Here is a 12,488-nt window from a genome sequence, read left to right as displayed (position 1 = left end):
TACGCTTCAATTTTGTCTATAAGTTTTAGTTTTCTTTGCACTATAACTTATAAACTAAGCTGAAGCATGTTTTTTTACGCTAAATCGTTTAAATCTTTCTTATTTGTATTCTTTTTACCTGTTGTCCTTTTTGCTCAAACAGGTCAAATCAAAGCTATTTTAGTTGATAGCGAAACCTCTAAACCTATTTCATCGGCTAGTGTCGCGCTCTTGGACGCCCATAGTAACGTCCTTGTTAAGGGGGGACAGTCTGTATCCCAAGGATTCCTTTTGTTGTCTGATATTAAACCTGGCAAATATAATGTCCGTATCACTTATGTTGGCTACGAGACACAAACTATTGATAGTATAGAGATATTAGGGAATAAAAGCAAGGACTTAGGTCGAATTGCTTTGAAGTCTACAGGTAATATGTTGAACGAAGTTGTTATTGAAGGAAGAGCTCCAGCCATGCAAATTGGTATAGACCGTAAAACCTTCAATGTAGGTGAGAGTTTGGTCAGCGCGGGTGGAACAGCGACCGATGTGCTTGCGAATGTTCCCACTTTGCAAGTTGATCAGGATGGATCGGTCAGTTTGCGTGGATCAAGTAGTGTGAAGATTTTAATCGACGGCCGGGAGTCTGCCTTAGCAGGAAATGATGTAACTTCTTTGCTTCAGAGTCTACCTGCCAATTCAATTGAAAAAGTTGAAGTCATCACAAATCCATCCTCTAAATATGATGCAGAGGGCCAAACTGGGATTATCAATATTGTTTTAAAGAAAAATATTCGAACAGGGCTGAACGGATCGATAAATACATCCGCTGGTTCTTATGATAACTATATGGCTGGTATAACATTGAATTATCGTGATCGGAAATTCAATTACTTCGGATCCTATAACTTCAATAAACGAAACATGTTGGGAAGTGGGAAAACGGACAACACGTTTTTTGGTGATAGCACGCGTAATTATAGCGAATCCGAATCGTCAAGAAAGGGCAATAGCCATACGGTAAAAGCGGGGTTTGATTATAATATGTCAGACCGTACTTCATTGAGTTTTTCGGGTAATTTAAGTATACGTGATAACAAGCGAATAGAAGACTTGAATTACGAGTTCTTTAAGCAATCGCAGATGACAGGGACGAGTGTTCGAAATTCAACACAATTTGAAGACGATCTTGGTTATGAATTAAACGCCGATTTTAGACATCAATTTAAGCGAGAAGGAGTGGAGTTGACGGGGAATGCAAGTTATGGGAGAGATAAGGAAGATGGTACAAATGATTTTTCTCAAAATTATACCGATGGACGGAAGGCCACCTCACGGAAGAATGTTACGTCTGAGGATGGTAAGAATATCAATCTTCAATTGGATTATGTTTTACCTTTCTCCGAGATAAGCAAATTCGAGGCAGGCTACAGGTCTCAAATCAGAAAGTCATTTGATACCCAATTTTCCAAATCACTCGATTCTTTAGGTAATTATGTGCCGGATTATAGAATCAGCAACGATTTTGATTTCACGAGTACTGTCCATGCGATTTATGCGAATTATCAAAATAAATTAACAGATAAAATTGGCTATCAAATCGGACTCCGGGGAGAGCAATTTGAACTCAAGTCCACCTATTTCTCCAAGGATCCAGCTGCAGTGGAAACGGAATCCAATGCTAAACAGAAATTTTTCAGGTTATATCCAACACTGTTTTTAACCTACGATGTTGGCGAAAATGGGGATAAAGTTCAATTTAGCTACTCGCGCCGTGTTCAACGGGCTCGTGGTTGGCAAGTTAACCCATTTTTAAACGTATCCGATGATTTGAATTATCGTCAGGGAAATCCGAATCTGAAACCGGAAGATGTACACAGTTTGGAAATGAGCTTTGCCAAAACCTTTGGTAAAGTAAACCTCATATCTTCTGCCTATTTCAATCACGCAAGTGAGGTTATTCAGCCATTTGTTTACAAGATAGAGGATGGAAGAACATACAGTAGATGGGAGAATATGACCAGCCGCAATCTTTCGGGTTTTGAGTTTATTTCAAAGGTCAACGCAACGAAGGATTTTGACTTTACATTTAATCTCAATTTGATCCACATTCAGTATAATGCAAACCCGGACTATGATATTAAAGAACGAAAGGATTTCGCTTATAATGCTAATCTGACCGCTAATTATCGTTTTACACCAACGTTTTCTGCTCAAATGAGAGGCGAGTATAATTCTTCGCGTGTAATGGCTCAGGGGCAGATGAATGCCATGAAAGGTATGGATCTAGCCTTAAAAAAAGATGTGTTCAAGAAGAAAGCTTCAATTATGCTGAATGTGAGAGATGTATTTAATTCGCGAAAAATGAATGGTGTGACAGAGACCGCTCAACTTATATCAAATTTTGAGCACCGTTGGATGAAGAGGATGGTAACCTTATCACTTTCCTATCGGTTTGGTAGCCAAGATTTAAACAAATCGAAGAAAAAAGAGTCGAATACAAATGAAATGGGAGGCGGAGAGGAATATTAAAAAATATTCCTCTTTATACACTCAAATGCTTAAATTTAATTTTAAAACAAACCTAAAACTAAAAAGAATGAAGTTATTAAAAACAGTTCTTGCGGTATCGGTGATTGCTTTTTCAGCACATCTTAATACTGCCGTAGCGCAAGCAAAAAAAGAGGTTCCTGCTTACAAAATCTTAGATTTACCCCGTGTAGATATCAAGAAATTTAAAAAGAATAAAGCTGGGGCCTATGTTATTTTTGATGGTACTTCCATGGAAGGCTGGAGAGGATATGATAAGACAGTAGTCCCAAAAAGATGGGTAATTAATGAGGGAGCGATCAAATTTGATAGTCAAGCCAATGTTGGTAAAGAAGAAGGTGGTGACTTGGTCTTTGCTCATGATTTCAAGAATTTCGAATTGGAGATGGAATGGAAAGTTGCTAAAGGAGCAAATTCAGGTATCTTCTTTTTAGCGAAGGAAGTGGAAGGACAACCGATTTATATCTCGTCTCCAGAATGTCAGGTTTTGGACAATGAGAACCATCCTGATGCTAAAATGGGTGTAGATGGAAACCGTAAATCGACATCATTGTACGATATGATCCCTGCTAAGCCTCAGAATGGTAAACCGTATGGCGAGTGGAATAAAGTTAAAATCAGAGTAAACAATGGCAAGGTAGAGCACTTTCAAAATGGTGTAAAGGTTGTTGAATATACATTATGGGATAAGTCCTGGATTGATTTATTGCAAAAAAGTAAATTCAGTGAGGAAAAATGGCCTTTGGCTTTTGAATTGTTGAGCCATGTTGGAGGCGATAGCAAATCAGGGCTTATCGGTCTTCAGGATCATGGAAATGATGTATGGTTTAAGAATATTACCGTTAAGGTTCTAAAATAGAAAAAGCAGCTTTAAGCTGCTTTTTCTATTTTCTATAGTATCGATTGTAATTCTTTCAAGTCGATAATCATATGTGATACATCGTCTGGTTTTTCAATAACATTTGGGTTAAAGAAAATGGCGTCCATGCCTACATTTACGGCTCCACGGATGTCGGCGTCAAGGTTATCTCCGATCATCAGTGATTGCGGGGCTTGCGCTTGAGCAGTCGTCATAGCAAACTCAAATATTCGGGGATCCGGTTTATTCACACCGATGACTTCTGAAATAAAAATATGTTTGAAGTATTTGTTTAGGTTGCTCTTTTCCAGTTTGGTCTCACAGGCCTCTTTAAAACCATTAGATATTAGGTGAAGATTGTATCTGTCACCCAAATAAGCCAAGGTTTCATGTGCATGGGGAAACAAGTTTGTTTTTTTTGGACAGATAGCGAGATACTCCAGTTCGAATTCTTCAGGAAACAACTCTGGATCCACACCGAGCTCGGTAAAGGTATCTGCAAAGCGAGCTTTCCTGAGTTCTGGTTTAGAAATCTTTCCGTGATGATAGAGTCCCCAAAGTCGGTGATTGTTAACCGTATAAGTTTCTATAAAACGAGTGGATGACGCTTGATTAAACAAGTGATCAAACTTGTATTTAAAATATAGCTCGTGCAGACTTTCTTCGGCATTTTTATCAAAATCCCATATTGTATGATCTAGGTCGAAGAAAATGTCTTTTTTCTCGTGATTAAACATATGCAAAATTAAAACAAATTAACCTGAAATTCCAAGTCAGTTAGGTTATCTAGTGATGAAATTAAAGGTCACTTTTATCGATATCGGGTCTCCGATGGTTTATATGACTGTTTGGTGATTTTCGTCTTATTGCGAATCGGTTAATTTTCTTCTTTGTGTCATAATCCTTCGGATATTTCCGAATACATGGGTGAATACCTATTTTTGTCCCATGAAGAAAGCGCTGTTACTCTTTTATTTTCTATTGTTCTATGCAGTTATGCAACTGATATGGTGGGGGGTGATGTTTATCCGTTTTGATCCGAGTAAAAAGAACATGATCATAGGAGAGGGAATATTCTTCTTGATTATTTTCTTGTGGGGTGCATGGCGGTTGAAGCGGCTGGTTGAAAGGGAGCAGAAACTGCTTCAACAACAGCAGAACTTTCTTTTGGCTATTACGCATGAACTTAAATCGCCATTGGCTTCCGTCAAATTGTATATTCAAACTATTTTGAGGCGTGATCTTGACAAAGAGCAACAACAAACGTTCTTGAGAAACTCGCTAAAGGATATCGAGCGTTTGGATGATCTGGTGGAAAATGTATTGATGACAACCAAGTTGGACAGCCGAAATTACAGTATGCCGAAGGAGGATTTTAATTTTACTGCTTTGGTAGAACAGGTTGTAGATAGGCTTCAGAAGAATTCCTGTAGTTCACAAGTTTTGAAACCTTATTTGGAAGCGGATATCATTATTCATGCAGATAAGTTTGCGATTAGTAATGTGGTTACTAATCTGATAGAAAATGCAATTAAGTATTCGCCGGCATGTGCTATGGTGGATGTGAAATTATATACGGAGAATAATAAAATAATTTTTTCTGTTGCTGACCATGGTATCGGTATCAGTGATGAAGAGAAAAAACTTATCTTTAATAAGTTTTATCGCGTGGGAAGTGAGGCAACACGAAAAACCAAAGGCACAGGTTTGGGGTTATATATCGTGAAAACCGTATTGCAGAAGCACGACGCGACCATAAAAGTTAAAGATAACACTCCTAAAGGGAGTATTTTTGAAGTAACATTTGAAAGAAATGCAAAGTAAACAAAGAATATTACTTGTCGAAGATGAAGAACACTTGTTAGAAGCTATCAAGTTGAATCTCGAAATGGAAGGCTACCGTGTTACTACGGCTACCGATGGAAAAAAAGCACTAAAAGTCTTCAAGGAGGAACGTTTCAACTTGGTGGTTTTGGATGTGATGATTCCCGAAATTGATGGATTCCAAGTAGCTGAAACTATTCGACTGCAAAACACTGAGGTTCCCATCATGTTTTTAACTGCGAAAAATAGCAGTGAGGATCGAATTACGGGTCTTAAGAAAGGGGCGGATGATTATCTGGTAAAACCTTTCAACTTAGAAGAATTGATTCTTCGTGTTGGAAATTTGGTGCGTCGTGGCATGAAACCAGACGATTTAAAAGAACTAAATTCTTATCAAATCGGAGATAAAACGATCTATTTTAATTCGTATGAGCTACATCATGCAGATGGCACGATCACTTCGTTGACAAAGAAGGAAACCATGCTGTTGAAACTGTTGATTGAACGACGTAATGAGGCCGTATCCCGGGAACAAATATTGGAGACCGTATGGAATTACGATGTTTACCCATCTACACGTACCATCGACAATTTTATCTTAACCTTCCGAAAATATTTCGAACCAGATCAAAAGCATCCGATTTATTTCCATTCTATCAGAGGTGTTGGTTATAAGTTTACCGACAATAACGCATAGGTAGAACGAGATGATGACAATCAGGGCTAGAATAGCCGTTATTTTTATTGCTGCATTATTTTTGGGCTATGGCTTATACCAAGGGCATTATCAAACTGCTGTGCTGATAGCAGGTGGAATAGGCTACTTGATTTGGAGTCATTTTAGAGAAGGGTCCGTTTTTTTGGCAACGCAGGCTTTTCATAGGCAAGATTATGAAAAGACAAAAAACTTGCTAGCTGAGATAAAGAATCCAGACGCACTTCGTAAAGGCAGACGCAATTTCTATGAATTTATGATGGGAAATATTGCGCTTAAAGAGGAACGTGTCGATGAGGCCGAATATCATTTTCAGCTAGCTTCACGTCTGCCTTGGAAAAAAGATAATGAAAAGGGTATGGTGATGATTAATCTGGCAAATATAGCGCTGCGAAAGTTGGATTATGAAAGAGCGAGAGCTTATACAAATGTTGCCAATAAGTTACATCTGACGGCTAGACAGAACAGCATTATTACAAAAATAGAAAACGAAATTTCAAAACATTTATAGTGAGTACTACTTTACAAAACGACTTATTGATTAAAGCTGCATTTTCGCAGCAAACGGAAAGGCCTCCTGTGTGGATGATGCGTCAAGCTGGACGCTTTATGAAGGAATATTGGGATATCAAGAATAAATATTCCTTTTTGGAGATGTGCAAAACACCAGAAATTGCTGCGGATGTCACTATGCTTCCGGTAGATTTGTTAGGCATTGATGCAGCTATTTTATTTTCTGATATTTTAGTTACAGCTGAAGCCATGGGAGGGGATCTGTCCTTTGAACAAGGTGTAGGGCCTCGTTTTTCTAATCCTGTTCGTTCTGTAAAGGATGCTGAAACTTTGTCTACCAACTGTTTGGATAAATTACAGTATGTTGCTGATGCAATCAAGGTCATTCAACAACGTCTTGACAGCCGTATCCCTTTGATTGGTTTTGCGGGAGCACCATTTACAATTTTAAGTTATTTGGTTGAAGGTGGATCTTCAAAGGATTTTAAGTTAACGAAGTTGATGTTGAATAATCAGCCTGAGTTGGCACATATGATCCTTCAAAAGATCGCAGATGTAACGGTTGAATATCTTAACATGCAGATCGCAGCTGGAGTAAATGCAATTCAATTATTTGATAGCTGGGCTTTGGCTTTATCATGGAATGATTACCGTGATTTTTCGCATTATTATAATAAGCAGATTATCGCTAAGTTGAACCGTAAGGATATTCCTGTCATTTCCTTTTGTAAAGGATCTTCTGTTTTTGCACCAATGATGGTCGAAGCGCAACCTGATGTTGTTTCTATCGATTGGAATGCAGATTTAAAAAATATTAAACAATCTCTGCCACAGGGTATTGCTGTTCAAGGAAATTTGGATCCATTTGTTTTGTATGCAGATAAACCTGTTATCAAAAAGAAGATTATCGAATTATTTGAGCGCATGAGAGGTGAAAATGGTTTTATCTTTAACTTGGGACATGGTATTATGCCAGATATTCCTTTTGATAATGTAAAATATGCCATTGAGGTTGTAAAGGAATTTAGCTATTAGTTTGCTATCTACTTCAAAAACAAAAACGACTTGCCTTTCGCAGGTCGTTTTTGTTTTAACAAGATCTATTCTATTTCGGTTGATACAGCACTTTTGTATATTGGATGTAAGATTTGCGCAATTGATGTTTGGACGTATTGAATGCTATTAACTTTTCTTATTTTTGTAACTATGGTCTATTTATATGCAAAAGCAGTTCATATTATCTTTGTGATTTGTTGGATGTCAGGTCTGTTTTATATGCCTCGACTCTTTATATATCATACAGAAGCTAAGGACAAGAGTCAAGAAGCGTTTGATGTTTTGCATAAAGAATTCAGTAAGATGGAAAAATTACTGTGGTGGGTTATTACTACTCCTGCAATGTACATCACTGTCTTTTCTGCACTAGTTATGTTATGCTATTCCCCTGGTTTATTATCCATGGGTTGGATGCATGTAAAACTGACATTCGTTCTGGGAATGATTATCTATCATTTTACCTGCCAGAAGATTATGTTCAAATTGAGTCGTCAAGAATCCAAATTAACGTCAACAAATCTCCGTTTGTTTAATGAAGTCGCAACAGTTTTATTATTCGCGATTGTTTTTACTGTTGTCTTAAAATCGGCACTGAACTGGATATTTGGCGTTTTGGGGCTCTTAATTTTATCCATTGCTTTAATGATGGCCGTAAAACTTTATAAGAAGTACCGGAACAAGAAAGCATAACAAAATGTTAAATTCTTTGGTTTCTTAATCCTTTTTTATTCTGTGCAGTCGAAGAATTATAAATTGAATCGGATTATGTACAGGAAAATTTTGGTTATGGTCTCGTTGCTTATTGTCGCAACGGCTGGGTTTGCGCAGCGATACAGACCTTTTGGAGGGGCATTAAATATCTATTCTACAGATGTTCCATTTTTTCTTTATATCAACAACGTTTTGTATAATAATAGGGCTTCCACGGATATTAGGGTATCCAATTTGACGAGTCGTCGTTATGATTTGCGTATTGTATTTGCTGACAGACAGCAACGCACATTGAATGGCAGTGGCGTGCAACTTGTCAATAGAAATGGACAATATATGAATGTGGTATTTTCTGTCAGTAGCAGAGGCGGAAATAGGGGGATTATTTTGGAATCCATGAATCCTGTTGATCGGTATAACAACGGTAATTATCGTGAGGATTTACCGTATAATAACCGGGATGGATATAGTAATGAACAAGGTAATGAGCGATACAGACAATCAGAAGATCGTGATGATTTGCCAAACAATAATCGTGGGGGATATAATAATGATAAATATAGGCAGTCAGAAGACGCTAAGGTTTATCGTAACGGTGTAGCGAATCAAGGAGGATATGCTGAAAATGAAGATAATGATCTGTCTGATGTCGGAGTAATGAATAAGACGAATTCCAATCGATTGAACGATCTATTAAATCAGAAGGAAAACGATCAGGATAGACTTGCTGTAGCTGCTCAGGAATTAAAAAGTATGCGCCTAAGTGTTAGTGAAATTGTTGATTTAATGGAACTTTTTATACGAGATGATAATAAACTGGCCTTTGCCAAATATGCTTATCCAACCTGTGTGGATAAACAGAGTTATGAGAAAGTAGGGGACGCCTTATCGTTCAGTTCAACAAGGGAAAAGCTAGTGGATTTTTTGAAAAAATAAAAGGAGCATTTTGCTCCTTTTTTATTCACCGCCAAAGCAGATATATTTTAATTCCATATATTCATCCAAACCGTATTTAGATCCTTCACGACCTACACCAGATTGTTTTACTCCACCAAAAGGAGCTGCTGCATTTGAAATAAGGCCTGTATTGACACCTACCATGCCAGCTTCTAGCTGTTCAGCAACACGAAAACAGCGATTTATATTTGTACTATAAAAATAGGAGGCTAGCCCAAATTCAGTCGTATTGGCCATTGCTATTCCTTCTTCTTCTGTCTTGAAACTGAAAAGGGCGCAAATCGGACCAAAAGTCTCCTCGCGGAATATAAGCGCTTCTTTCGGAACGTTGGTCAGCACAGTTGGCTGGAAAAATAGATCTTTGATGACCTTTCCTCCAGTAGCCAATTCGGCACCATGATTTAATGCGTCTTGTACATGATGCTGTACTTTTTCTAGCCCTTTTGCATTGATTAAGGGGCCTACCTGGACGCCTTTGTCAAGTCCATTACCAACTTTCAATTTGCTGACAGCATGGCTAAGTTTCAATGAAAACTCATCATAGACATCTTCTTGTATTAGAAACCTATTGATGGAAACGCAAGTTTGCCCTGAGTTTCTAAATTTTCCGGCAAGCGCTCCTTCGACAGCAGCATCAATATCCGCATCGTTAAAAACCAAAAAGGGAGCATTACCACCGAGCTCCATAGATACTTTTTTAATGTTAGAGGCTGATTGTTCTATGAGTGTTTTTCCGACTTCGGTAGAGCCTGTGAAGGATAGTTTTCTTATCAGGTCGTTTGTAGCTAGTTCTTTGCCGATACCAACACTATCTTTTCCTGTAATTACGTTAAAAACACCCTTCGGAATCCCTGCATCTTCAGCCAGTTTAGCCAATGCTATAGCAGAAAATGGGGTTTGGGAGGCCGGTTTTAGCACAACGGTACAACCAGCCACCAATGCTGGAGCAACCTTTCGGGTGATCATCGCTAAAGGAAAATTCCAGGGTGTAATTGCGGCTACGACACCTACACCTTGCCTAATCGTTATCATCCTACTTCCTTTTTTATGAGCGGGTATGGTTTCACCATAGGCTCTTTTTCCTTCCTCTGAAAACCATTCTACGAAAGAACTACCGTAGTCAACCTCTACCCTCGATTCGCTTAGCGGTTTGCCGCTTTCTAAGGTCATGATTTCCGCAAGATCGTCTTTATAGTGTTGAATAAGATCGTACCACTTGCGGACGATGTTGCAACGTTCCAGTACAGTTGTGTTTTTCCAGCTTTTCCATGCCTTGTCAGCATCAATTATGGCTTTAGTACAGTCAACTACTTTTAAATCTGGCAACGAAGCAATAACTTTTCCTGTTGCAGGATTTACCACATCAAATGTGTGTTTTGACTTGATAAATTTCCCATTGATATAGGCACTGTCAATTAAAAGTGTATTTTTCATCGATGTAAATTTAATTGTCACAAGTATAATTAGAAGATTTCTGAACTAAACTTCACTTCAATAAGATTACCGTTTGTTCAAATGAATCTTTTTCGCTCAGATTTTGAAGGTATCGTACAAAATTCATTTTTTCCAAACCATCGATAGCGGTTTTTAGCAAAATAATCATAAAGCGCATCTCTCCACGAAAGTGGTAAAATCTTTAGTAAATAACATGTAATATAAGGGAAGCCCAATTGCTTACAAATCTTTAAAATAGCTTCACTTTTGAGATAGGTACCAGCTGGAGATAGGAAAACGATGGAATCGGTATTTTTGGGAATATTTGTTAGCGCGGTCCGAGCAAATTCAGACTGCAAGGAACTAAATAAGAATTTCTTTCTGCGATCAATCCTTAATAATAGTTGAACAAAGTGATTACAGATCAAGCAATCACCATCGAAAAAGATGATATATCTCCCTTGTTGTTCCATATTATAAAGTTACTTCTATTTATTGAAAGTACTGCCATAACAAGATCATAAACGGAAGCGATTTTATCATCATTGGGGGGTAATTCTCTATGTTAAAAAAGGCGGTGTTTCCAATAGAAACACCGCCTTTTTTACTTCCTTTTTATAGATTTTTCATGATTGTATGTCCCATACGATCCCTTTTAGTTTTTAAGTACTCTTCATTAAAGGGATTTGCCGTTATTTCAATAGGTACATTTTCTATGATTTCAAGACCATAACCTACTAGGCCAGCACGTTTTGTCGGATTATTTGACATAAGACGCATTTTTGTGACACCAAGGTTTCTAAGAATCTGGGCTCCTACACCATAGTCTCTTAAATCTGCCTTGAACCCTAACTGCACATTGGCGTCTACCGTATCCAAACCATTTTCTTGTAATTTGTAAGCATGTAGCTTATTGATCAGTCCAATACCGCGACCTTCTTGATTCATATAGACAATAACACCTTTACCCTCTTGCTGGATCATTTCCATTGCTTTGTGCAATTGAGGGCCGCAGTCACAACGGCAAGAACCAAAAATATCACCCGTAACACAAGAGCTGTGCACCCGTACTAAAATAGGTTCATCTTCATTCCACTCGCCTTTGTAAAGCGCTAAATGTTGTTCGCCAGTGTCCTTTTGTGTAAAGGCTTTCATTTTAAAATCACCATATTGCGTTGGCATATTAACAGTGACTTCTTCATTGATTAAAGAGTCGTGCTTAAGACGGTATTCAATTAGATCTTCAATACTAACGATCTTTAAATCAAATTTTTTAGCAACTTCCATTAGTTCCGGAAGTCTGGCCATTTCACCATCTTCTTTTAGAATCTCAACCAATACACCTGCTGGTTCAAATCCTGCTAATCGAGCGAGGTCAACTGTAGCTTCAGTGTGTCCTGTACGACGTAATACACCACCATCTTTCGCTATGAGCGGGAAAATATGTCCTGGTCTACCTAATTCTTCATAATGGATATTAGGATCGATCATTGCTTTAATTGTTTTCGAACGGTCCGATGCAGAAATACCGGTTGTACAACCATATCCCTGTAAGTCAATGGAAACTGTAAAGTTCGTTTCATATACCGCTGTATTCTGTCCCACCATTAAGTCAAGGTGTAATGCGTCTGCTCTTTCTTTTGTAATTGGGGCACATACCAGTCCACGACCGTGAGTCGCCATAAAGTTGATGATTTCGGGAGTTGCATTGCGGGCAGCAGTGACAAAGTCTCCTTCATTTTCGCGATCTTCGTCATCCACGACGATTACTACTTTTCCTGCTTGTATATCAGCGATCGCTTCTTCGATCGTGTTTAATTTGAAATCCATTTATTGATATATTGTAATTGATACAAAGTTAGTGTAGAATCTAAATTTATTTATAATAGCGTT

Annotated in this window: 12 protein-coding genes; 8 read left to right on the top strand and 4 right to left on the bottom strand. The window is 38.1% G+C overall.

What is annotated here, in order from left to right; genetic code table 11:
- The first annotated feature begins 66 nt into the window (after positions 1-66).
- Together ACHWSC_RS16695 and ACHWSC_RS16690 are read left to right on the top strand one after the other, a co-directional pair.
- A complete protein-coding gene (locus ACHWSC_RS16695; protein ID WP_394677502.1) occupies positions 67-2,508 on the top strand; it encodes a TonB-dependent receptor domain-containing protein in 2,442 nt (813 codons plus the stop codon).
- A 67-nt stretch (positions 2,509-2,575) separates the two neighbouring features.
- Positions 2,576-3,385 (top strand): DUF1080 domain-containing protein, encoded by an 810-nt coding sequence (locus tag ACHWSC_RS16690; RefSeq protein WP_083663849.1) that lies wholly within the window; start codon positions 2,576-2,578, stop codon positions 3,383-3,385.
- Between the two features lie 32 nt (positions 3,386-3,417).
- Here the strand turns inward: ACHWSC_RS16690 and ACHWSC_RS16685 are convergent, their stop codons facing one another.
- The gene (locus ACHWSC_RS16685) at positions 3,418-4,122 is read right to left on the bottom strand and encodes a YjjG family noncanonical pyrimidine nucleotidase (protein WP_394677501.1); all 705 of its coding nucleotides are present in this window, start codon (positions 4,120-4,122) and stop codon (positions 3,418-3,420) included.
- A 211-nt stretch (positions 4,123-4,333) separates the two neighbouring features.
- On the opposite strand from ACHWSC_RS16685, the gene ACHWSC_RS16680 reads away from it, so the two are divergent.
- The 6 genes from ACHWSC_RS16680 (at position 4,334) to ACHWSC_RS16655 (ending at position 9,140) form a co-directional block, all read left to right on the top strand.
- Positions 4,334-5,209, top strand: coding sequence for a sensor histidine kinase KdpD (locus tag ACHWSC_RS16680; protein ID WP_088162930.1), 876 nt, complete (start codon positions 4,334-4,336; stop codon positions 5,207-5,209).
- A complete protein-coding gene (locus ACHWSC_RS16675) occupies positions 5,199-5,906 on the top strand; it encodes a response regulator transcription factor (protein ID WP_070563139.1) in 708 nt (235 codons plus the stop codon). The genes ACHWSC_RS16680 and ACHWSC_RS16675 overlap by 11 nt, the downstream gene beginning before the upstream one ends.
- 10 nt (positions 5,907-5,916) lie before the next feature.
- Entirely contained in the window at positions 5,917-6,435 is a 519-nt protein-coding gene (locus ACHWSC_RS16670; protein ID WP_394677500.1) for a hypothetical protein, read from the top strand.
- Complete coding sequence (gene hemE / locus ACHWSC_RS16665; RefSeq protein ID WP_394677499.1) at positions 6,435-7,472, top strand: uroporphyrinogen decarboxylase; 1,038 nt, start codon at positions 6,435-6,437, stop codon at positions 7,470-7,472. The genes ACHWSC_RS16670 and hemE overlap by 1 nt, the downstream gene beginning before the upstream one ends.
- Positions 7,473-7,613: 141 nt before the next feature.
- Positions 7,614-8,183, top strand: coding sequence for a CopD family protein (locus ACHWSC_RS16660; protein WP_312352403.1), 570 nt, complete (start codon positions 7,614-7,616; stop codon positions 8,181-8,183).
- A gap of 75 nt (positions 8,184-8,258) precedes the next feature.
- Positions 8,259-9,140 carry a DUF4476 domain-containing protein gene (locus tag ACHWSC_RS16655; protein WP_394677498.1) on the top strand — a complete coding sequence of 294 codons (882 nt, stop codon included), beginning with the start codon at positions 8,259-8,261 and terminating at the stop codon, positions 9,138-9,140.
- 21 nt (positions 9,141-9,161) lie between these two features.
- Here ACHWSC_RS16655 and ACHWSC_RS16650 read toward each other — a convergent pair whose 3' ends face one another.
- The 3 genes from ACHWSC_RS16650 to ACHWSC_RS16640 form a co-directional block, all read right to left on the bottom strand.
- Positions 9,162-10,595 carry an NAD-dependent succinate-semialdehyde dehydrogenase gene (locus ACHWSC_RS16650; RefSeq protein WP_394677497.1) on the bottom strand — a complete coding sequence of 478 codons (1,434 nt, stop codon included), beginning with the start codon at positions 10,593-10,595 and terminating at the stop codon, positions 9,162-9,164.
- 77 nt (positions 10,596-10,672) lie between these two features.
- Positions 10,673-11,068, bottom strand: coding sequence for a thiol-disulfide oxidoreductase DCC family protein (locus tag ACHWSC_RS16645; RefSeq protein WP_394677496.1), 396 nt, complete (start codon positions 11,066-11,068; stop codon positions 10,673-10,675).
- 142 nt (positions 11,069-11,210) lie between these two features.
- Positions 11,211-12,425 (bottom strand): bifunctional 3,4-dihydroxy-2-butanone-4-phosphate synthase/GTP cyclohydrolase II, encoded by a 1,215-nt coding sequence (locus tag ACHWSC_RS16640; RefSeq protein ID WP_075994158.1) that lies wholly within the window; start codon positions 12,423-12,425, stop codon positions 11,211-11,213.
- Between the last annotated feature and the right edge of the window lie 63 nt (positions 12,426-12,488).

The organism is uncultured Sphingobacterium sp., assembly GCF_964277905.1.
Classification (GTDB): Bacteria; Bacteroidota; Bacteroidia; order Sphingobacteriales; family Sphingobacteriaceae; genus Sphingobacterium; species Sphingobacterium siyangense.
The sequence above is the reverse complement of the archived record's forward strand: the minus strand, read 5'-3'. Positions and strand labels throughout refer to the sequence as shown.

What these genes read in the sequence shown, in the direction of transcription:
- ACHWSC_RS16695 (WP_394677502.1), top strand. Translation starts at nt 67, where the DNA reads ATGTTTTTTTACGCTAAATCGTTTAAATCTTTCTTATTTGTATTCTTT.
- ACHWSC_RS16690 (WP_083663849.1), top strand. Translation starts at nt 2,576, where the DNA reads ATGAAGTTATTAAAAACAGTTCTTGCGGTATCGGTGATTGCTTTTTCA.
- ACHWSC_RS16685 (WP_394677501.1), bottom strand. Translation starts at nt 4,122, where the DNA reads ATGTTTAATCACGAGAAAAAAGACATTTTCTTCGACCTAGATCATACA.
- ACHWSC_RS16680 (WP_088162930.1), top strand. Translation starts at nt 4,334, where the DNA reads ATGAAGAAAGCGCTGTTACTCTTTTATTTTCTATTGTTCTATGCAGTT.
- ACHWSC_RS16675 (WP_070563139.1), top strand. Translation starts at nt 5,199, where the DNA reads ATGCAAAGTAAACAAAGAATATTACTTGTCGAAGATGAAGAACACTTG.
- ACHWSC_RS16670 (WP_394677500.1), top strand. Translation starts at nt 5,917, where the DNA reads ATGATGACAATCAGGGCTAGAATAGCCGTTATTTTTATTGCTGCATTA.
- ACHWSC_RS16660 (WP_312352403.1), top strand. Translation starts at nt 7,614, where the DNA reads ATGCTATTAACTTTTCTTATTTTTGTAACTATGGTCTATTTATATGCA.
- ACHWSC_RS16655 (WP_394677498.1), top strand. Translation starts at nt 8,259, where the DNA reads ATGTACAGGAAAATTTTGGTTATGGTCTCGTTGCTTATTGTCGCAACG.
- ACHWSC_RS16650 (WP_394677497.1), bottom strand. Translation starts at nt 10,595, where the DNA reads ATGAAAAATACACTTTTAATTGACAGTGCCTATATCAATGGGAAATTT.
- ACHWSC_RS16645 (WP_394677496.1), bottom strand. Translation starts at nt 11,068, where the DNA reads ATGGAACAACAAGGGAGATATATCATCTTTTTCGATGGTGATTGCTTG.
- ACHWSC_RS16640 (WP_075994158.1), bottom strand. Translation starts at nt 12,425, where the DNA reads ATGGATTTCAAATTAAACACGATCGAAGAAGCGATCGCTGATATACAA.